This is a genomic window from Williamsia phyllosphaerae, assembly GCF_014635305.1.
In the GTDB taxonomy this organism is placed as follows: Bacteria; Actinomycetota; Actinomycetes; order Mycobacteriales; family Mycobacteriaceae; genus Williamsia_A; species Williamsia_A phyllosphaerae.
The window spans coordinates 75,483-94,366 of the sequence record NZ_BMCS01000002.1; the positions used below are offsets into that span (position 1 = coordinate 75,483).

20 protein-coding genes are annotated in these 18,884 nt (G+C 69.3%); 9 read left to right on the forward strand and 11 right to left on the reverse strand.

What is annotated here, in order from left to right:
• Window positions 1-14: 14 nt before the first annotated feature.
• The 4 genes from IEV93_RS14255 to rfbD are packed head-to-tail and all read right to left on the reverse strand — an operon-like array spanning window position 15 to window position 3,769.
• Window positions 15-818, reverse strand: a complete 804-nt coding sequence (locus IEV93_RS14255; protein ID WP_188490668.1) for an SGNH/GDSL hydrolase family protein — start codon at window positions 816-818, stop codon at window positions 15-17.
• Window positions 811-1,920 carry a mannose-1-phosphate guanylyltransferase gene (gene manB / locus IEV93_RS14260; protein WP_188490669.1) on the reverse strand — a complete coding sequence of 370 codons (1,110 nt, stop codon included), beginning with the start codon at window positions 1,918-1,920 and terminating at the stop codon, window positions 811-813. Before manB ends, IEV93_RS14255 begins: the two co-directional genes overlap by 8 nt.
• Entirely contained in the window at window positions 1,921-2,838 is a 918-nt protein-coding gene (locus IEV93_RS14265) for a glycosyltransferase family 2 protein (RefSeq protein WP_188490670.1), read from the reverse strand. It lies immediately after the preceding gene.
• Window positions 2,828-3,769, reverse strand: a complete 942-nt coding sequence (rfbD, locus tag IEV93_RS14270) for a dTDP-4-dehydrorhamnose reductase (RefSeq protein ID WP_188490671.1) — start codon at window positions 3,767-3,769, stop codon at window positions 2,828-2,830. Before rfbD ends, IEV93_RS14265 begins: the two co-directional genes overlap by 11 nt.
• A gap of 127 nt (window positions 3,770-3,896) precedes the next feature.
• On the opposite strand from rfbD, the gene IEV93_RS14275 reads away from it, so the two are divergent.
• Window positions 3,897-5,549, forward strand: a complete 1,653-nt coding sequence (locus IEV93_RS14275; RefSeq protein ID WP_188491791.1) for an LCP family protein — start codon at window positions 3,897-3,899, stop codon at window positions 5,547-5,549.
• 16 nt (window positions 5,550-5,565) lie between these two features.
• Window positions 5,566-6,288 carry a TIGR03089 family protein gene (locus IEV93_RS14280; RefSeq protein WP_188490672.1) on the forward strand — a complete coding sequence of 241 codons (723 nt, stop codon included), beginning with the start codon at window positions 5,566-5,568 and terminating at the stop codon, window positions 6,286-6,288.
• A gap of 31 nt (window positions 6,289-6,319) precedes the next feature.
• Here the strand turns inward: IEV93_RS14280 and IEV93_RS14285 are convergent, their stop codons facing one another.
• The gene (locus IEV93_RS14285) at window positions 6,320-7,480 is read right to left on the reverse strand and encodes an acyl-CoA dehydrogenase (protein WP_188490673.1); all 1,161 of its coding nucleotides are present in this window, start codon (window positions 7,478-7,480) and stop codon (window positions 6,320-6,322) included.
• A 161-nt stretch (window positions 7,481-7,641) separates the two neighbouring features.
• Here IEV93_RS14285 and IEV93_RS14290 point away from each other — a divergent pair, with 161 nt between their 5' ends.
• Both IEV93_RS14290 and IEV93_RS14295 read left to right on the forward strand, forming a co-directional pair.
• A complete protein-coding gene (locus IEV93_RS14290; protein WP_188490674.1) occupies window positions 7,642-8,466 on the forward strand; it encodes a dienelactone hydrolase family protein in 825 nt (274 codons plus the stop codon).
• A gap of 200 nt (window positions 8,467-8,666) precedes the next feature.
• Complete coding sequence (locus tag IEV93_RS14295) at window positions 8,667-9,476, forward strand: type IV toxin-antitoxin system AbiEi family antitoxin (protein WP_188490675.1); 810 nt, start codon at window positions 8,667-8,669, stop codon at window positions 9,474-9,476.
• 72 nt (window positions 9,477-9,548) lie between these two features.
• On the opposite strand, the gene purE is transcribed toward IEV93_RS14295, so the two are convergent.
• Together purE and IEV93_RS14305 are read right to left on the reverse strand one after the other, a co-directional pair.
• A complete protein-coding gene (gene purE / locus IEV93_RS14300) occupies window positions 9,549-10,103 on the reverse strand; it encodes a 5-(carboxyamino)imidazole ribonucleotide mutase (protein ID WP_188490676.1) in 555 nt (184 codons plus the stop codon).
• Entirely contained in the window at window positions 10,096-11,337 is a 1,242-nt protein-coding gene (locus IEV93_RS14305; protein ID WP_188491564.1) for a 5-(carboxyamino)imidazole ribonucleotide synthase, read from the reverse strand. The genes purE and IEV93_RS14305 overlap by 8 nt, the downstream gene beginning before the upstream one ends.
• 151 nt (window positions 11,338-11,488) lie before the next feature.
• Between IEV93_RS14305 and IEV93_RS14310 the strand changes: the two genes are divergently transcribed.
• Window positions 11,489-12,061, forward strand: a complete 573-nt coding sequence (locus IEV93_RS14310) for a GtrA family protein (protein ID WP_188490677.1) — start codon at window positions 11,489-11,491, stop codon at window positions 12,059-12,061.
• A gap of 17 nt (window positions 12,062-12,078) precedes the next feature.
• On the opposite strand, the gene IEV93_RS14315 is transcribed toward IEV93_RS14310, so the two are convergent.
• Genes IEV93_RS14315 through IEV93_RS14325 form a run of 3 tightly spaced genes read right to left on the reverse strand, consistent with a single transcriptional unit; the run spans window position 12,079 to window position 14,591 of the window.
• Complete coding sequence (locus IEV93_RS14315; protein ID WP_308691228.1) at window positions 12,079-13,371, reverse strand: sensor histidine kinase; 1,293 nt, start codon at window positions 13,369-13,371, stop codon at window positions 12,079-12,081.
• Window positions 13,372-13,401: 30 nt separating this feature from the next.
• A complete protein-coding gene (locus tag IEV93_RS14320) occupies window positions 13,402-14,079 on the reverse strand; it encodes a response regulator transcription factor (RefSeq protein WP_188490679.1) in 678 nt (225 codons plus the stop codon).
• The gene (locus IEV93_RS14325; protein WP_188490680.1) at window positions 14,076-14,591 is read right to left on the reverse strand and encodes a PH domain-containing protein; all 516 of its coding nucleotides are present in this window, start codon (window positions 14,589-14,591) and stop codon (window positions 14,076-14,078) included. Before IEV93_RS14325 ends, IEV93_RS14320 begins: the two co-directional genes overlap by 4 nt.
• Before the next feature lie 72 nt (window positions 14,592-14,663).
• On the opposite strand from IEV93_RS14325, the gene IEV93_RS14330 reads away from it, so the two are divergent.
• Window positions 14,664-15,329: a DUF6069 family protein gene (locus IEV93_RS14330; protein WP_188490681.1), complete on the forward strand. Its 666-nt coding sequence runs from the start codon at window positions 14,664-14,666 to the stop codon at window positions 15,327-15,329.
• On the opposite strand, the gene IEV93_RS14335 is transcribed toward IEV93_RS14330, so the two are convergent.
• Window positions 15,326-16,138: a biotin--[acetyl-CoA-carboxylase] ligase gene (locus IEV93_RS14335; RefSeq protein ID WP_188490682.1), complete on the reverse strand. Its 813-nt coding sequence runs from the start codon at window positions 16,136-16,138 to the stop codon at window positions 15,326-15,328. The two genes, IEV93_RS14330 and IEV93_RS14335, sit on opposite strands and share 4 nt — an antisense overlap.
• Before the next feature lie 117 nt (window positions 16,139-16,255).
• Here IEV93_RS14335 and IEV93_RS14340 point away from each other — a divergent pair, with 117 nt between their 5' ends.
• Genes IEV93_RS14340 through IEV93_RS14350 form a run of 3 tightly spaced genes read left to right on the forward strand, consistent with a single transcriptional unit; the run spans window position 16,256 to window position 18,784 of the window.
• On the forward strand, window positions 16,256-17,884 hold the full coding sequence (locus IEV93_RS14340) for an acyl-CoA carboxylase subunit beta (protein WP_188490683.1): 1,629 nt from the start codon (window positions 16,256-16,258) through the stop codon (window positions 17,882-17,884).
• Entirely contained in the window at window positions 17,881-18,138 is a 258-nt protein-coding gene (locus IEV93_RS14345; RefSeq protein WP_188490684.1) for an acyl-CoA carboxylase subunit epsilon, read from the forward strand. The genes IEV93_RS14340 and IEV93_RS14345 overlap by 4 nt, the downstream gene beginning before the upstream one ends.
• 13 nt (window positions 18,139-18,151) lie before the next feature.
• Window positions 18,152-18,784, forward strand: coding sequence for a Maf family protein (locus tag IEV93_RS14350; protein ID WP_188491566.1), 633 nt, complete (start codon window positions 18,152-18,154; stop codon window positions 18,782-18,784).
• The last annotated feature ends 100 nt before the right edge of the window (window positions 18,785-18,884 follow it).

Here is an 18,884-nt window from a genome sequence, read left to right on the forward strand (position 1 = left end):
CCGGCGCGGCTCCATCACGGTGTCGCCGGGGCCAGCTCGGTGAGATCGGGGTACTTCGGGGCCATGTTGTCGCCGCGGGACCGGCCGCGGAGCCGGCGGCCGATCCACGGTGCCGCCGCCTGAGCGGCCCACTGGCGGTTGTCTTTTCGCCGCTGCGCCGCGGTCATCGTCTCGGGCGGGCCGAACTCCACCGGCACGAGATCATGGTCGATGCCCAGCGACTCCAACACCCGGATCGCCATCTGATGATGACCCGCCGACGACAGATGCATGCGGTCGAACTCCCACATCCGTCGGTCGGAGAACTCGCGCATGCGCCAGAAGTCGACCAGCTCGACGCCGCGCCGTTCGACGACCTCGCGCAGCAGCTCGTTGTAGATCGCGAACCGGCCGCGCATCGCCGCGAAGAGCGGTCGGCCGCCGGTGTCGAAGGCGGTGAAGGTGAAGACCCGGGCGCCGGTGTCGACCAGGGCGCCCAACGCGTCGTCGTACCGGGCGATGATGGCGTCGATGTCGACCGACGGGCGCAGCAGATCGTTTGCCCCCGCACACATCCCGATGAGGTCGGGGCCCATCGCGGCCGCGGGGGCGAGTTGATCGTCGATGACCGGACCGAGCAACTTACCGCGGATCGCGAGGTTCGCGTATCGGGTGGGGGCCGCACCGGTCTCGACGGACCGGCGCGCGAGCACCTCGGCCATCCGATCCGCCCAGCCGCGAACCCCGTTGGGGCAGCGTGGTTCCGGGTCACCGACCCCCTCGGGGAACGAGTCGCCGATCACGACGAACCGGCTCACCGCCGGGTCGGTGTCAGACATCGGTGGAGAAACGCACCCCGCCGTCGGGGATGGTCACACCGGGCCAGACCCGGGCGCCGCGCAGCAGTTCACAGCGCGCGCCGATGTCGGCGCCGTCACCGATGACGCCGTCACGCACGAGGGCGCGGGGGCCGATCCGGGCACCGAAGCCGATGATGCTGCGCTCGACCACCGCGCCTGCCTCGATCACGGCACCGTCGAACACCACGGCCCCGTCGAGACGCGCCCGCGCACCGATCTCCGCGCCGCGACCGACGACCGTGCCACCGATCAGGACCGCACCAGGGGCGATACCCGCTCCCTCGTGCACGAGGGACTCACCGCGCTGACCCGTCAGCGCGGGCGACGGGGCGATGCCACGCACCAGGTCGGCCGAACCCTGCACGAAGTCCTCGGGGGTACCCATGTCGCGCCAGTACCCCGCGTCGACGTGGGCGTGCACGTGGCGGCCGTGGGCCAACAGGTTCGGGAACACCTCGCGCTCGACCGACACCGGCCGGCCGGCGTCGATCTCCTCGATGACCGACCGCTTGAAGACATAGCAGCCCGCGTTGATCTGATCGGTCGGCGGATCCTGCGTCTTCTCCAGGAAGGCGGTCACGCGACCGTCGTCGTCGGTGGGGACGCACCCGAACGCGCGGGGGTCACCGACCCGTACGAGGTGGATGGTGACGTCGGCGCCGGAGGTGTGGTGTGTGTCCAGCACCGCCCGGACGTCGGTGCCGCCGAGGACGTCTCCGTTGAACACCAGGATCGTGTCCGCGGTCAGCTCGCCCAACACGTTGCGGATCGCACCGCCGGTGCCCATGGGCTCGGTCTCGGTGACGTAGCGGATCTGCATCCCGAGTTTGGAGCCGTCACCGAAGTGGTCCTCGAACACCTCCGCCTTGAACGAGGTGCCGAGCACGACGTCGGTGATGCCCGCGGCCTCGATGCGCGACAGCAGATGCGTCAGGAAGGGCACACCCGCGGTCGGGAGCATGGGCTTGGGGGCCGACAGGGTGAGCGGACGCAGCCGAGTTCCTTTGCCTCCCACCAGGATCACTGCTTGAACGGCGGGTGCGCCTGCCGATTTGTCGGCAGCGCTGTCGAACTCTGACACTCAGGCCTCCCTCGGAGGTGTCGATGGTGGACTCACGATAGGCGAATCCGACCGGCTGGTCGTCGCTCGTCGGGCCGATGCCACGGCCATTCGTGACCGAACCCACAACCCGGCACGCAGACCCGCTCGCAGCGGGGCCCAGCGCGCTCCCGGATGCCGGTCGGCCTGGAAGCGGTACGCGCTCTCGTGGTGTGCGGGCAGCATCAGTTCGGGGTGTTCACCGGCGACGTGGCCCTTGCGGTGGATGACCTCGGCGCTGGGCGCGAACACGTTGAGCCACCCCGAACGCGCGAGGCGGTCACCGAGGTCGACGTCCTCCATGTACATGAAGTAGCGGGAGTCGAAGCCGTTGATCGACTCGAAGGCCGCGCGGCGCAACAGCAGACACGAACCGGAGAGCCAACCGACGGTGCGTTCGGCGATCGCCTCGTCGTCCTGCCGGTAGCCCGCGGTCCACGGGTTGGACTTCCACACCCGGCCCAACAGGGCGTGCCCGGTGCCCGACACGAGGTCGGGGACGCGGCGCGCCGACGGGTAGACGGTGCCGTCGGGTTCACGGATGAGCGGTCCGACAGCGCCCGCACGCGGCCAGCGGCGGGCCACGGCGAGCATCTCGTCGACCGAACCGGGCACCCACTCGACGTCGGGGTTGGCGACGATCACGAACTCCGTGGACGAGTCGGTCGCGGCGACCGCGCGATTGGAGGCGCCGCCGTAGCCGATGTTGGCGCCGGTGCGCAGCAGGGTGAGGTTGTCGAAGTCGCGCTCGGCGGCCTCGGGGGCACCGTCGGTCGATCCGTTGTCGGCGATTACCACCTCGTACTCGACCGTGGTCGCCGCGGAGAGGCTGCGCAGGAAGTTGGAGAGGTGGTCGCCGGAGGAATAGGTCACCGTCACCACGGCCAACTCAGCTGTCACGGGGCAAGGGTAACGAACGGGCGTGCAGCGCCATGTCGAGGGCGGGGCGCCACTCCCGCAGCGGCCGCAACCCCGCATCGGCCCACGACACACCGGACAACACCGAATAGGCCGGACGTGGTGCCGGACGCGGGAACTCGGCGGTGGTGACCGGTCGGACCCGCTCGGGGTCGGCCCCGACACCGGCGAACACCGCCTGAGCGAGGTCGAACCAGCTGCACCGCCCCGCGTTCGTCGCGTGCACCACCGCACCCTCGACCCGGGACATGTGCTCGGGCGGCGTCTGAGCGAGCTGCACGAGCGCGGCGGCGAGATCGACCGCGTAGGTCGGCGACCCGATCTGGTCGTCGACCACCCCGATCGTGTCGCGCTCGGTCTCCAGCCGCCGCATCGTGGAGACGAAGTCCGAGCCCCCCACGGCGCCGGTGTACACCCAGGCGGTCCGCACGATCGTCGTCCGCGGGTCGGCCGACCGGGCCGCGCGCTCACCCGCCAGTTTCGTCCGCCCGTAGACGGTCGCCGGTATCGCGTCCGGATCCAGGTCGGCCGGTTCGAACGGTCGGTCCCTGGTCGGGGCACCGGAGAACACGTAATCGGTGGAGAGGTGGATCAGCCATGCTCCCGCGGCCGCGGTCGCCCCCGCCAGGGCGGCGGGACCTGCGACGTTGATCGCCTCGGCGGCGGCGACATCGCTCTCCGCGGCGTCCACGGCGGTGTAGGCGGCACAGTTCACGACCACGTCCTGCGGCCCGAGATCGGCGAGTACCCGCGTCACCGCATCGGCGTCGGAGATGTCGAGGTCCGTGCGACCGAGTCCGATCGCACCGGGCGCGGCGGTGAGCAGGCGGCCGACCTGGCCCCCGGCGCCGGTGACGATCAACCGGCTCGATCCCGTCGAATTCGTCACACCGGTCACCTCCTGGTCAGACATCGCCGTGAGCATATTGGACCCCGCCCCCCGGCGTTGCGCTCCCCGATCAACCCCACCAGCCCCAGTAGCGTGGGACCTCGGGGAACAGTCAGTACATCTCTGCCATCACAGAAGTCGAAAGGGTCACGTGCACCAGCCACCCGACGATCGGCGTGCGCGTCGTGCCGTACCCCGGGATCCCGACGACCGGCGTCGCACCCGAGCGTCGAGCGGTACGACCGGAGCCGGTGCCCGTCGGGCGTCGCCGCCGCGGCCCACCGCGACCCCCGACGCCACCGCACCGCCGAGACACCGGACCCCGCGCGAGGCGACACCCCCGACCGTCGGGCCTGCTCGCACCGGTGCGCTGACCCTGTCGGGCAACCTCGGCCGGGTCGCAGTCGCGCTGCTGTCGGTGGTCGTCCTGGTGATCACGGGGTTCGCGTGGAGCAGCATCACCTCCCTGCAGAACGGGGTGACCCGCCTGGGGGGTCTGGCCCTCGGCGACGGCACGGACGGTGCCGTCGACATCCTCATGGTCGGTACCGATTCCCGGGTCGACGCGCAGGGCAAGCCGCTGTCGGCCTCGGAGGCCGCCCAGTTGCACGCCGGCGACGAGGTCGCCACCAACACCGACACCATCCTGCTGATCCGGATCCCCAACGACGGGTCCTCGGCGACGGCCATCTCGATCCCCCGCGACTCCTACGTCGACGTCCCCGGGATCGGCATGAGCAAGATCAACGCCGCCTATGGCGCCACGAAAGAAACCAAGCGGGCCGCGCTCGTCGAGGCGGGCACCGATCCCGCCGAGGCCGAGAAGGAGGCGACGGTGGCCGGCCGCAAGGCGCTCATCCAGACCGTCGCGCAACTGACCGGCGTCCAGGTCGACCGGTACGCCGAAGTCGGGCTGGTCGGCTTCGTGCTGCTGACCAACGCGGTCGACGGTGTGGACGTCTGCCTGCGCAACCCGGTGAACGAACCCCTGTCCGGTGCGCGTTTCCGGGCCGGGCGACAGACCCTCGACGGCGCCAAGGCCCTGAGCTTCGTCCGACAGCGCCATGATCTCCCCCGCGGTGACCTCGACCGCATCGTGCGTCAGCAGGTGTTCATGGCCTCGCTCGCACAGAAGGTCCTCTCCGCCGGGACGTTGACCGACCCGGGCAAGCTGAGTGCGCTCGAGGACGCGGTGTCGCGATCGATCGTGATCGACGACAACTGGGACATCCTCAAGTTCGTCGAACAGCTCAAGGACCTCACGGGCGGCAAGGTCAAGTTCGCGACCATCCCGGTCACCGACGAGCAGGGGTGGAGCGAGGACGGCGAGCAGTCGGTCGTCACCGTCGACCCCGCCGCCGTGCACCGGTTCACCGCAGCCCTGCTGACGACGAAGAAGAAGGGCGCCCTGGTCCGCGACGAGTACACCGTGGACGTGACCAACGCGGGGACGGTGGACGGGCTCGCCACGAACGTCTCGGGCATCGTCGCCGCCAAGGGCTACACCCGCGGCACCACCGACACCAAGGGCACCGCCGACGCCGACAGCTACATCGCGACGTCGGAGAACAACGCCGGCGCAACCGATCTCGCCAAGCAGATGGGTGGCCTGCCGGTCCGGGTCGACGGATCGGTCCCGTCGGGACACCTGCGGCTCGTGCTCACCGATTCCTACACCGGCCCGGGGTCGATCAGTGACACCGGCGCGCAGGGGCAGGACGGGGCCGTGGCGGCGACACCCGCCGCGGCGACCACCCCGCCGCCGATCACCGCCGCCGGTTCCGGACCGCAATGCGTCAACTGAGGAAAGCGTCGTACCGATGACCCCGACCACCCACGCCACGGTCACCGACGCGGTCTTCGCCCACGCGATGGCGCACGACCCCGCAGGTCCGTTGATCACCTTCTACGACGACGCGAGCGGTGAGCGCACCGAGCTGTCCACCATCACCACGGCGAACTGGGCGGCCAAGACAGCCAACATGATCCGCGACGAGTTCGGGCTCGCCCCGGGCGATCTCCTGGCCGTCGACCTGCCCGCACACTGGCAGACGTTCGCCATCCTGCTCGGCGCGTGGTGGGCCGGATGCGAGGTCGTCATCGGTCCGTCCGACGGCGCGGCGGGCGCGTTCTGCTCCCTCGACCGCCTCGAGGCCAACGACCACGGCGGGGAGGTCGCGGTGGCACCACTCGACCCGTTCGCCATGGCCGTCCCCGGGCTGCCGATCGGGGTGACCGACTTCGGGTCCGCGGTTCGGGTGCACGGCGACCAGTTCGCCCCCATCGTGGCGGGTCCGCTCGCGCTCGCAGGCCGCAGCACCGCCGAGACCATCACCGCCGCGCTCGACTTCGCCGCCACCGCAGACATCGGTCCCGGGGCGCGCATCGTGTCCACCCGGCACTGGGACACCGCGGAGCGCATCGTCGCCAACCTGCTGTCGGTCACGATCGCCGGTGGGAGCCTGGTGCAGATCGCCAACCCCGACGTCTCCCGGCTCATCGATCGGGCGGCAAGCGAAAAGGCCACCGCGTCACTGTCGTGATCGCGATGGCCTCGTCGTGTGGAGTGCGGTGTCAGCGCAGCAGTGCGCGCGACATCACCACGCGCTGGATCTGGTTGGTGCCCTCGTAGATCTGGGTGATCTTGGCGTCACGCATCATCCGCTCGACCGGGAAGTCGCGGGTGTAGCCCGCGCCGCCGAAGAGCTGCACCGCATCGGTGGTGACCTTCATCGCGACGTCGGAGGCGAAACACTTCGAGGCCGACGAGATGAAGCCGAGGTTCTTCTCACCGCGTTCGGCCCGCGCCGCCGAGGTGTAGACCATCAGCCGGGCCGCCTCGATGTTCATCGCCATGTCGGCGATCATGAACTCGACGCCCTGGAACTGCGAGATCGTCTTGCCGAACTGCTTGCGGTCCTTGATGTACTCGATGGTCTTGTCTAGCGCGCCCTGCGCGATACCGACGGCCTGGGCGCCGATCGTGGGGCGGGTGTGGTCGAGTGTCTGCAGGGCGGTCTTGAAACCGGTCCCGGGCTCGCCGATCATGCGATCGGCCGGGATCTCACAGTTCTCGAAGTACAACTCCGCCGTCGGCGACCCCTTGATGCCGAGCTTGCGCTCGTAGCCGCCGGTCGAGAAACCGGGATCGTCCTTGTGGACCATGAACGCCGAGATGCCGTTGGCCCCCTTGTCGGGGTCGGTCACCGCCATGACGGTGTACCAGGTCGACTTGCCGCCGTTGGTGATCCACGCCTTCGCGCCGTTGAGCACCCAGCCGTCGGCGGTCTGCTTGGCGCGCGTGCGCATCGCGGCCGCATCCGAACCGGCCTCCCGCTCGGACAGTCCGTAGGAGGCCAGCGCCCCACCGGTCGCGAGGTCGGGCAGAACCTGCTTCTTGAGTTCGTCGGAGCCGTTGAGGATCAGGCCCATCGTGCCGAGCTTGTTGACCGCGGGGATCAGCGACGCCGATGCGTCGGCGCGCGCGACCTCCTCGATGACGATGCATGCGGCGACCGAGTCCGCGCCCTGACCCTCGAACTCCTCGGGGACGTGGATCGCGTTGAAACCCGACGCGTTCAGGGCGTCGAGCGCCTCCTGCGGGAACCGCGAGTTCTCGTCGACGTCGGCCGCGTACGGCTCGATCTCCTTCTCCGTGAGCGCGCGGATGGCCTCACGGAGCGCGTCGTGTTCCTCGGGCAGTGCAAACAGGTCGAAATCCGGGTTACCCGACATCGGCGAAACTCCTAGAGAACTGTGGTGGACCGGTGGTTATGTGCTCTTCATGCTAGCGCCGGAAATCGGAAATAGTTACTCGCGGGTAACCCAGATCATGTGGTCTGGGTCGGTGTCGGATGCAAGGCTGACGGGATGACCTCCCACGAAGGACGACACCGGTGAGCAACGACACATTGGCCGATTTCGAACGAACCGAGTTCAGCGCACACGGCCGCACGGCACCGGTCTACCGCCTCGGCAGCGGCCCCGCGGTCGTCGTCATCTCCGAGATGCCCGGCATCACCCCGAAGGTGGCCGACTTCGCGCGGACGGTGGCGGGCATCGGATGCACGGCGGTGATGCCCCATCTGTTCGGCGCCGACGGCAAGGACCCGATGGACGCCCGGATCCCCGCACTCGGCGCGATGGCGACCATCACCCGCGCGATCGTCCCCGCCTGCATCAGTCGCGAGTTCACCGTCCTGGCCACCGGCAAGTCGTCGCCGGTGGTGACGTGGCTGCGAGCGCTGGCCGCGCAGGAGCACGAACGGTGCGGCGGACCCGGCGTCGGTGCGATCGGGATGTGTTTCACCGGCGGTTTCGCCCTCGCCATGGCCGCCGACGACCGCTTGATCGCGCCGGTGTTGTCGCAACCGTCGTTGCCGTTCGCGATGTCGGGTCGGCGCGCCCGCTCGATCGACATCGACCCCGCCGACCTCGAGAAGGTCAGAGGGCGGTGCGCTGCCGGTGATCTCACCGTGCTCGGGCTCCGCTTCCAGGGCGACCGCATGTGCCCGTCGGCGCGGTTCGGGTGGTTGCGCGAACAGCTGGGCGACGCGTTCACCGCCGTCGAGCTCCCGGACTCCTCGGCGAACCCGGATGCGATGGGACCGCCGCACTCGGTGGTGACCGAGGGTCTGATCGACGAGCCCGGCCAGCCGACCCGCGCGGCGCTGGACGAGGTGCTCGACCTGTTCCGCAGGCGGTTGCTCACCCCCGCCTGACCTCACTCCCCGTGTTGGGCCGTCGTTTCCGCGTGTTGGGCCGTCGTGCCTCCTTGCTGGGCCGTTGTTTTCCCGTGTTGGGCCGTCGTTGCGCCGTGAACCGTTTCGGCGACGCGTGCGTCCAACAACCCATGCCATCTCCGGACCCTGATCTCCCGAACACCCCGCGAATCATCCGCTCGAACGCGGAATCGAGCGACGTGCGACGCGACCTGCACCGACTCCACCGCGGCATCTACACGCCGCTGGTGTCGGAGCTGTCGGTGACGGACCGCATCCGCGCGGCGGCCATGCGAGCCGGCGAGGGGGCGGTGGTGGCCGGACTCAGCGCGGCCATCCTGCACGGCACGACATTCGTCGACGAGGACCACGACGTGGAACTCATCCGCGGCCTTGGTGGCCAGGGACGGACACGCGGATCGGTCCGTGTCGTCCGCACCGACCAGCTCGAACCGGGCGACGTCGAGACGGTCGACGGAATTCGCGTCACGTCACCGGTGCGGACGGCCTACGACCTCGGTCGGCGCCGCCCGGACTGGTTGGCACTGGCGCGGCTGGACGATCTCGTGCGGGCAACGCAGCTGAGTCTGACCGAGCTGTGGTCGTACACCCGCGCGCACCCGCGAACCCACGGAGTCCCGCAGATGCGCGAACTCATCCAACACATCGACCCCGCTGCGGAATCACCGGGAGAGAGTTGGCTGCGACTGGTCATGGTCCGCAACCATCTACCGCGACCGGACTCGCAGATCGTGCTCACCGACACCGACGGCCGCTTGATCGCCCGGTTCGACCTCGGCTACAAGCGGTACAAGCTCGGAATCGACTACGACGGCGTCGAATTCCACACCTCCGACGAGCAACGTGCCCATGACGCACGTCGCGACCGTGCCGCGCGCGACCGAGGATGGGAGGCGTTCCGGGTCGCGGGAACCCTGTTGTCGCGCGACCCCTGCGCGGTGATCAACACCATCGAGAACGCGATGCGGCTGCGTGGCTACCGCCCGTGAGCGCAACCAGGACCCAACAGGCGGGAACGACGGCCCAACACGGGCGGGTGGCGGTGGTCGGGGCGGTGGGCGTCAGTCGCCGAGCAGAGTGCGACGGAGGGCGACGTCCTTCTCCAGCACCATCGCCTCGAGCTCGCGTTGGAACGCCTGCATCCGGGCGAGCAGGACCCGATCACCGGTGGCGAGGATCCGCACGGCCAGCAGGCCCGCGTTGCGGGCCCCACCGATGGAGACGGTCGCGACCGGGACGCCCGCGGGCATCTGCACGATCGACAGCAACGAGTCCATCCCGTCGAGATACTTCAGCGGCACCGGTACACCGATCACCGGCAGCGGCGTGGCCGAGGCCACCATGCCCGGCAGGTGCGCGGCGCCACCGGCGCCGGCGATGATCACCGAGATGCCACGATCGGCCGCCCCGGCGGCGTAGTCGAGCATGCGCTGCGGGGTGCGGTGCGCGGACACGACACCGACCTCGAACGGCACCTCGAACTCGGCGAGGGCCTGCGCCGCTGCCTCCATCGTTGGCCAGTCGGAGTCGCTGCCCATGATCAGACCCACACGCGGCCCCGACGGGCTCGTGCCCACCGGATCCCCCGCGGGGGCGGGTCCCGTCGATTCAGCCATCGCTGTGCTCATCCCATCCATCGGTCCATACCGCCGTCGACATCCAGTGTGCGGCCCGCTCGGCGCGCTCTCGCACGGCGGCCACGTAATCGGGATCGGTGATCGAGCCAGGACCGCCGACGACGTTGACGTGTCCGATCTTCCGGTCCGGTCGCTCACCCTTGGCGTACAGGTGCACCTTGGCGTCGGGCATGCGCGCCATCAGGTGGTGCAGCCGCTCGTCCATCGACATCGTCGGCGCCTGCGCAGCACCCAGGATGTTGCCCATCACGGTCACCGGCGCCCGACTTCGCGTGTCACCCAGCGGATAGTCCAGAACCGCCCGCAGGTGTTGTTCGAACTGGCCGGTCACGGCACCGTCCATGCTCCAGTGACCGCTGTTGTGCGGACGCATCGCGAGCTCGTTGATCAGCAGTCGGCCGCCGTCGGGTCCTGGCTCGGCGGTCTCGAACAGCTCGACCGCCATGACCCCGACCACGCCGAGGTCGGCGGCGAGTCGCAGGGCGATGCGTTCGGCCTCCTCGGCGAGGTCGTCGGAGAGATCGGGGGCCGGCGCGATGACCACGGCACACTGCCCGTTGCGCTGCACCGTCTCGACGACCGGCCACACCGCGCCCTGGCCGAACTCCGAGCGCGCGACCATCGCCGACAGCTCGCGGCGCATCGACACCTTCTGCTCGGCGATCAACGCAGAGTCCGCGGCACCCGAGTCGGCGAGGATCTGTTGCGCCTCGTCGAGGCTGTCGGGCATCCAGACCCCGCGGCCGTCGTATCCGCCGCGGATAGCCTTGAGGACGATCTGGCCGTCGTGTCGGGCCCAGAAGCCGTCGAGGAGCGTGTGCGCATCGACTCCGTCGTCGGCGGCGGGCGCGAGATCGGCGAAATCCGGGATCGGCAGCCCCATCTCCGACAGCCGGCGACGCATGGCGAGTTTGTCCTGCGCGTAGAGCAGGGCCTGCGGCGGCGGCGAGACGGTGACCCCCTGTGCGACCAGCTCGAACAGGTGCTCGGCGGGGACGCCCTCGTGGTCGAAGGTCACGACGGTGGCGCCGTCGGCCAGTCGGCGCAGGTCGTCGAGTTCGGTGTGGGTGCCCAGGACGACGTCCGGGGTCACCAGCGCGGCCGGTTCGTCGTGGGAGGCGGCGAGGACACGCAGCCGCTGACCGAGGGCGACCGCGGCCTGATGGGTCATCCGGGCCAACTGTCCGCCACCCACCATCGCCACGACGGGCATCCCGCCGCTGCTCGGGGACGGGCGCCGACTCTCGGGGGTCTCGATGCTCACGGCGGTAATGGTGTCACGAGCACCGCACGACACACCCAAACCGGCCGGTCAGCCCGTTCGATGGGGGCGAATGCGCGATAGTTTCGTACACTCTGGACTTGTGTCGTTCATCGACGGGTTGATGGCCCGTACCCCAGCGCCGGTGCAGCGGCTGGCGCTCCGTCATCACGAACTGATCAAGTTCGCGCTCGTCGGCGGGTCCACGATGATCTTCGACATGGCGATCTTCTACAGCCTGAGCCTGTCGGTTCTCGAACAGAAGCCGGTCGTCGCGAAGGTCATCGCCAGCACCCTCGCCACCGTCCTGAGCTACTTCCTCAACCGTGAGTGGGCGTTCAAGAACCGCGGCGGCCGTCAGACGCACCACGAGGTCCTGCTGTTCTTCGTCATCAGCGGGATGGGTGTGATCCTGCAGGCGGCGCCGCTGTTCATCGCCAACAACCTGTTCGACGTGCGCAACCACGCCAGCGTCGCGCAGCTGGTGGTCATCGACTTCGTGCTCGGCTACGTCATCGGCAACGTCCTGCAGCTCGCGTTCCGGTTCTGGGCGTTGCGCAAGTTCGCCTTCCCGGAAACGCAGGGTCACGAGGACCAGGAGATCGAGGCGTTGGCCACCGGGCAGGTCACCTTCGACGAGAACAAGCCCGCGTCGCAGTCGGACTCGATCTCCTAGGACCTCGGCGGGAGATCTCAGCGGGGCTCGCGCGCGGCCCCGACCGGTCGTCCGCGCGGTCCCGACAACGGACCCGACTCGCCGGTGGGCACCACGATGGTGAACGTGGCCGGGCGTCGCGCGGCCAGATCGAGACGGCCACCGTCGGCCTCGATCAGGGCCCGTGCCAGCGACAGCCCCACCCCGCTCGACCCGCCACTGGAGTACCCGCGGCGGAAGATGTAAGGGACGATTTCGTCGGGGACGCCGGCCCCCTCGTCGGACACCGAGACCCGCAGCATCCCGGCCCCGGACAGCTCGGCGACGTCGACGAGGGTGTCACCGTCGCCGTGGCGCAGCGCGTTGTCGATGAGGACGCTGACCGCCTCCCGCAGACGGCTCGGCGTCGACCACGCGGTGGTGTCCCCGCTGTAGGTGACCCCCAGCGACCGTCCCTCCTGACCGAACGAGTCGGTGAAGTCGCGGACGAGCGGATCGATGGCGGACTGCACCGGGATCGGCCCCTTTGGCACGACGGCGGAGTCGCGGGACACCGCGATGAGTTCGTCGAGTTCGCGGTTGAGGCGTTCGACCTGCTCGTGGGCGGCCTCGGCCTCGGTGACCACGTTCGTGTCGTCGTGCAGGGAGAGTTCGTCGAGTCGGAGTTGGATGGCGGTGAGCCGACTCCGCAGCTGATGTGAGACCTCGCCCACGATCTCGCCCTCCCGTTCGAGGCGCAGCGCGATCTCCCGGTTGGCGACCTCCAGCGCACTGGAGACGCGGTCGAGTTCGACGATGCCGTGCGTCTTCCACGCCGAGTGGAAGTCGCCCTGGGCCATGCTCGACGCACGCTCGGCCAGTTCCTCGAGCGGGTCGGCCAGCCGTTTGGCGGTGAACGCGGCGACGGCCGTGCCCGCGGCCACCGACATCGTCAGCACCAGCGCGACGACACCGACCGCGGTCCACTGATTGCTGCGCACCTGCGTCAGCGGGATCTCCATCGTGATGGCGCCGGCGTCGCCCAGGCTCACCGACTCGCTCACCGTGGAACCGCCGATGGGCGAACCGACCTCGGTGCGGTCGGTCTCGCCCGGGGCGGCCGGGTACTGCAGTTCGAGCCGACCGTTGGCCGGGAGGAGCAGGCGGAACGGGGCACTGTCGATCGAGGCCGGGCCCTCACGGCCCGCGACCTCCTGGTCGATGAGCTCGCTCGACACCCGTTTGAGCCGTTGGTCGAGATCCTGATGCGCCAGATCGTCGACCCACCACCAGGCGGTGAACATCAACGGCAGACCCAGGAGCAGGCCCAGCCCGACCACCATCGCGATCATCGACAACAGGATTCGCCTGCGCACGGCCGTCTAGTCCGGATCGAATCGGAAGCCGACACCGCGGACGGTGACGATGCGCTTCTTGCGCCCGGACTGGTCGTCGCCGATCTTGCGGCGCAACCACGACACGTGCATGTCGAGGGTCTTCGACGAGCGCAGGTCGGCCGATCCCCACACCTCGGTGAGGATCTCCTCGCGGCTCACGACCTCGCCGCCGCGTTCCATCAGGAACCGCAGGAGGTCGAACTCACGGTTGGCCAGGGTCGCGTCCTTGCCGCCGACGAGCACCCGGCGACCGCGGGCGTCGAGGTGGATGTCACCGGCCTCCAGGACGAGGTCGACGCCCTGCTTGCGCCGCAGCAGCGCGCGGACGCGGGCCAGCAACTCGGCGAGTCGGAACGGTTTGCCGACGTAGTCGTCGGCACCCGCGTCGAGACCGACCACGAAGTCGACCTCGTCGGTGCGGGCGGTGAGCATCAGCACCGCGAGTTGCGGGCGGGCCGCACGCACCCGGCGGCAGACCTCGAGGCCGTCCATCTCGGGCAGACCGAGGTCGAGGACGAGCAACTCGAACCGGGTGTCCTTGGAACGCTCGAGTGCGTCCGGTCCGGTGGTCACGATCTCGCAGCCGTAGCCCTCACGGGTGAGCGCCCGGGCCAGGGGTCCGGCGATCGCCTCGTCGTCTTCGGCCAGCAGTACGTCCGTCACGTGTTCACGTTACCGTCGCCTCTGTCGAACACCTCGTGGTAGAGCAACGAGTGCACCTTCTCGACCTGCGGGATGTCGTCGAAGGACAGCGGGTCGTCCGACGCGGACTCGATGATGAGCGTCCCGGTGCGGAGCATGCGGTCGACGAGTCCGTGGCGGAACTCGACCGAGTTGATGCGCTGCAGCGGGATGTCGATGCCCGAGCGGGTGAGGATGCCGTTGCGGAAGGTAACCCGGCGGTCCGTGAGCACGAAGTGCGTTGTGCGCCAAGAGATCAACGGACGCAGGAAGAACCAGACGATCAGAGCCAGCCACACCACGGCGATGACGACCCACACCACGAGCTCACCGGTTCCGCTCAGCGAGGACGAGGTGAGGTAGCCGGCCGCCACGCCCGCCGCGGCCGTGACCAGCAGGAACACGATCGTGGGGAGGACCAGACACTTCCAGTGCGGGTGACGGTGCAGCACCACGTGTTCGCCGTCGGCGAGGATGTTCTCCGGATACCCCATGCGTAGAAGTTAGTCGAGAGGTCGGGACGTCCGGGTGTGACTCGCTACACTCTGCGTCAAAGGGAGGTGCCGATGTACCCGAACGATCCTCGAGACCCGCGCACACGAGCGTACGAACAGCAGCCCCAGCACGATCCGTACGGCCAGGACCAGTACGGCCAGGCCCAGTACGGAAAAGATTCCTATGCCGGTGACCGCTATGCGGCCGACAACTACTACGACGACCGCGCCTACGACGACCGTCGTCGGGCCGCGGACCCCTACCCGGCGCCGGCCGCCGAGCGTTCGAGGTCGCGCGCTCCCAAGGCGCCGCGTCGCGGACCCCGTGTCAACGCCGGCCTGTTCGCGGGCGGTGTGCTGGCCACCGCGGTCGTGACCGCCCTCGCGGCCTGGCTGGCCGCCTGGATCATCCGGGTCATCAGCCAACGGATCACCGAGACCGGCAAGTTCGGGGTGTGGAACCCCGTCGCCCAGGACGAGTACTGGTTCGCCGTCGTCGGCGTGCTGTGCGCCATCCTGGCCGGCGCCCTCTGGTACGTCCTGCACATGACGACACCGTCGCCGGACAGCTTCTTCGCCGGGATCGTGGGACTGCTGATCGCCGCCGCCGTGCTGTTGCCGTTGCTGCTGTCGCAGGAGTGGACCTCGGCCATCGGGACGGCCGTGATGCACCTGGTCATCGGGCTGCCGATCTTCTTCCTCATCCGGGCCATGGGCGCGAAGAGCCTGGAGTACTAGGACCCCGGGATCGCACGCAGATGCGTGACGTCACCGGCGGCGAGTGCCGTGGGGTGACTCTCACCGTCGGCCAGCACGACGATCCGGCCGAATGCATCGACGTCTCGGGCGGTCCCGACGATCGACCGGTCCCCGGGTAGCTCCATCCGGACACGGGCTCCGATGGTCGAGCACACCTCGCGGTAGGCCGCGGTCAGCGCAGCGATGTCGTCCGGCCACGACCGCAGACCGTCGGCGAGTTCGGCGAGCACCGCCCCGGCGAGCGCGGATCGGTCCACCGGGGTGTCGGTGTGCAGGTTCAGCGACGTGGCCGTGGGCACCGGCAGGTCCGCGACCGTGAGCCCGGTGTTGATGCCGAGGCCGATCACCACCGCCGGATGCGCGCCGTGGGCCAACTCGGCCAGGATGCCTGCCACCTTCGACCCGTCCACCAGCACGTCGTTCGGCCACTTGAGGACCGCGTCCACCCCGGTGACCGTCCGGATCGCGCGCACCGCGGCCACCCCGGTCAGCAGCGGCAGCCATCCGAGGACTCCTGCAGCCGCCGCGCCGCCCGAGCCGACTGCCGCCGACATCGCCAACTGCGCTCCCGTCGGCGACGACCAGACGCGACCGTGACGTCCCCGACCCGCCACCTGATGGTCAGCGATGAGCACGTGTCCGACCGCGTCGTCGTGCGCGCAACGAGCCACCAGATCGGCGTTCGTCGAACCGGTCTGCGCCACCACCTCGATCGAGCGCCAGTACGCGCCGGCGGCACGGCCGATCAGTTCCGGTTCGAGCGCGCTGGGGTCGGGGTGCGACGTCATGGGGTCAGCGTATGACCGTCCCGGACATCCACCGACAGCGCCGATCGGCAAACATGAGACAACACTCAGGTTGGGCCGGTACACGTGACCGAGCGCACGCTCGTTAGCATCGATGCCATGACAACAGCCTCGCGCGACGCAGACAGCGCGCCCGACATCCACACCACCGCCGGAAAGCTCGCTGACCTGCGTGGTCGCCTGGCCGAGGCAGAACACCCCGTCGGCGAGGACGCCGTCGAGAAGACCCACGCGAAGGGCAAGCTGACCGCGCGCGAGCGGATCACGCACCTGCTCGACGAGGGGTCGTTCGTCGAACTCGACGCGCTCGCCCGCCACCGCAGCACCAATTTCGGGTTGGCCGAGCGCCGACCCGTCGGTGACGGCGTGGTCACCGGGTACGGCACCGTCGACGGCCGCGAGGTCTGCGTGTTCAGCCAGGACTCCACGGTCTTCGGCGGCAGCCTCGGCGAGGTGTACGGCGAGAAGATCGTCAAGGTGATGGACCTGGCGATCAAGACCGGCCGCCCGCTGATCGGTATCAACGACGGCGCCGGAGCGCGCATCCAGGAGGGCGTCGTCTCGCTCGGTCTGTACGGCGAGATCTTCCACCGCAACGTCCGCGCGTCGGGTGTCATCCCGCAGATCTCGCTGATCCTCGGTGCCGCCGCCGGCGGGCACGTCTACTCCCCCGCCCTCACCGACTTTGTCGTGATGGTCGACAAGACGAGCCAGATGTTCATCACCGGCCCCGATGTGATCAAGACCGTCACCGGTGAGGACGTCACGATGGAGGATCTCGGCGGTGCGCAGACGCACATGTCGAAGTCCGGCACCGCGCACTACGTCGCCACCGACGAGGAGGACGCCCTCGACTACGTCAAGGACCTCCTCGGTTACCTGCCGAGCAACAACCGCGCCGAGGCACCCCGACTCCCCGTCGCCGTTCCCGCGGCCGGCTCGATCGAGGACACCCTGACCGACGAGGACCTCGAACTCGACACCCTCATCCCGGACTCGCCGAACCAGCCCTACGACATGCACGAGGTCATCGCGCGGATCCTCGACGACGACGAGTTCCTCGAGGTGCAGTCCGGCTACGCGGGCAACGTCATCATCGGATACGGCCGCGTCGACGGTCGCAGCGTCGGCATCGTGGCCAACCAGCCCACGCAGTTCGCCGGATGCCTCGACATCAACGCCTCGGAGAAGGCGGCGCGGTTCGTCCGAACCTGCGACTGCTTCAACATCCCGATCATCACCCTGGTCGACGTACCCGGTTTCCTGCCCGGCACCGAGCAGGAATACAACGGCATCATCCGACGCGGCGCGAAGCTGCTCTACGCCTACGGTGAGGCCACCGTCGGCAAGATCACCGTCATCACCCGCAAGGCGTACGGCGGCGCGTACGACGTCATGGGGTCCAAGCACATGGGCGCCGACGTCAACCTCGCCTGGCCCACCGCCCAGATCGCCGTGATGGGCGCATCCGGTGCGGTCGGGTTCGTCTACCGCGGCAAGCTCAAGGAGGCCGCGGCCAACGGCGAGGACGTCGACGCCCTGCGCCTCGAGCTGCAGCAGGAGTACGAGGACACGCTGGTCAACCCCTACGTGGCCGCCGAACGCGGCTACATCGACGCGGTCATCCCGCCGTCGCACACCCGCGGACAGATCGCGACCGCGCTCAAGCTGCTCGAGCGCAAGATGGTCACCGTCCCGCCCAAGAAGCACGGGAACATCCCGCTGTGAGCGCCGCGGACGACCAGACCACCCCGGACGACGGTGACGCGACGGCCCAGGCCGCCCCGGTGTTCCGGATCGTGAAGGGCAACCCCACCGACGAGGACGTGGCGAGCATCGTGGCCGTGTTGGCCGCCGCGAGCGGCTCGGGCGAGGCGCCACCGTCCGGCCCCCGCGACCTGTGGGGCACCCCGACCGACCGACTCCGTCCCGCGGAGCCGCTCGCACCCCTGAACTTCGTCAACCTGAGGTTCGGTTACTGAGTCCCCGACGCCGATCCAGGTCGTTCTCGGATCGGCGTCGCCGGCCCGACTGAGGGTGTTGCGGTCGGCCGGGATCGCACCGGTCGTCCGGGTCTCCGACGTCGACGAGGACGCCGTCGCGGCGGACCTCGGTACACAGGCCCAGCCCGAGCAGGTCGTGGCGGCCCTCGCCGCGGCCAAGGCACGGGCGGTGCGCGAGACACTCGCCGACGACCCGGAGATCGCCGACGACGTCGTGGTGATCGGTTGCGACTCCATGCTTCTCGTCGACGGGCAGCTCACCGGCAAGCCGCACACCGCGGACGTGGCTCGCGCACACTGGATGTCGGTGCGGGGGCGTTCGGCGCAGTTGCTCACGGGGCACTGCCTCATCCGGGTCGGCCCCGGCACTCCCGATGTGCACGCGCAGGCGGTCTCGTCGACCGTGGTGCGGTTCGCCGACGTCGACGAGGCGACGATCGACGCCTACGTCGGCTCGGGCGAACCGCTCGAGGTCGCGGGCGGGTTCACGCTCGACGGACTGGGTGGGTGGCTCATCGAGGGCATCGACGGCGACCCCTCCTCGGTCATCGGCATCGGACTGCCACTCGTCCGACGATTGCTAGCCGAACTCGACGTACATCTGTCCGAGCTCTGGACCGACTGACCGGCGCCCGGCCGCGTCGGTGATGTGGCGCACGGTGCGCATGGACGTGGGCCGCTAGCCTGTGTCGGTGAGATCAGCAGCGAGCGCACAATTCGGCCCG

What these genes read in the sequence shown, in the direction of transcription:
- IEV93_RS14255 (WP_188490668.1), bottom strand. Translation starts at nt 818, where the DNA reads ATGTCTGACACCGACCCGGCGGTGAGCCGGTTCGTCGTGATCGGCGAC.
- rfbD (WP_188490671.1), bottom strand. Translation starts at nt 3,769, where the DNA reads ATGTCTGACCAGGAGGTGACCGGTGTGACGAATTCGACGGGATCGAGC.
- IEV93_RS14280 (WP_188490672.1), top strand. Translation starts at nt 5,566, where the DNA reads ATGACCCCGACCACCCACGCCACGGTCACCGACGCGGTCTTCGCCCAC.
- IEV93_RS14285 (WP_188490673.1), bottom strand. Translation starts at nt 7,480, where the DNA reads ATGTCGGGTAACCCGGATTTCGACCTGTTTGCACTGCCCGAGGAACAC.
- purE (WP_188490676.1), bottom strand. Translation starts at nt 10,103, where the DNA reads ATGGCTGAATCGACGGGACCCGCCCCCGCGGGGGATCCGGTGGGCACG.
- IEV93_RS14305 (WP_188491564.1), bottom strand. Translation starts at nt 11,337, where the DNA reads ATGCCCGTCGTGGCGATGGTGGGTGGCGGACAGTTGGCCCGGATGACC.
- IEV93_RS14315 (WP_308691228.1), bottom strand. Translation starts at nt 13,371, where the DNA reads ATGATCGCGATGGTGGTCGGGCTGGGCCTGCTCCTGGGTCTGCCGTTG.
- IEV93_RS14325 (WP_188490680.1), bottom strand. Translation starts at nt 14,591, where the DNA reads ATGGGGTATCCGGAGAACATCCTCGCCGACGGCGAACACGTGGTGCTG.
- IEV93_RS14330 (WP_188490681.1), top strand. Translation starts at nt 14,664, where the DNA reads ATGTACCCGAACGATCCTCGAGACCCGCGCACACGAGCGTACGAACAG.
- IEV93_RS14335 (WP_188490682.1), bottom strand. Translation starts at nt 16,138, where the DNA reads ATGACGTCGCACCCCGACCCCAGCGCGCTCGAACCGGAACTGATCGGC.
- IEV93_RS14340 (WP_188490683.1), top strand. Translation starts at nt 16,256, where the DNA reads ATGACAACAGCCTCGCGCGACGCAGACAGCGCGCCCGACATCCACACC.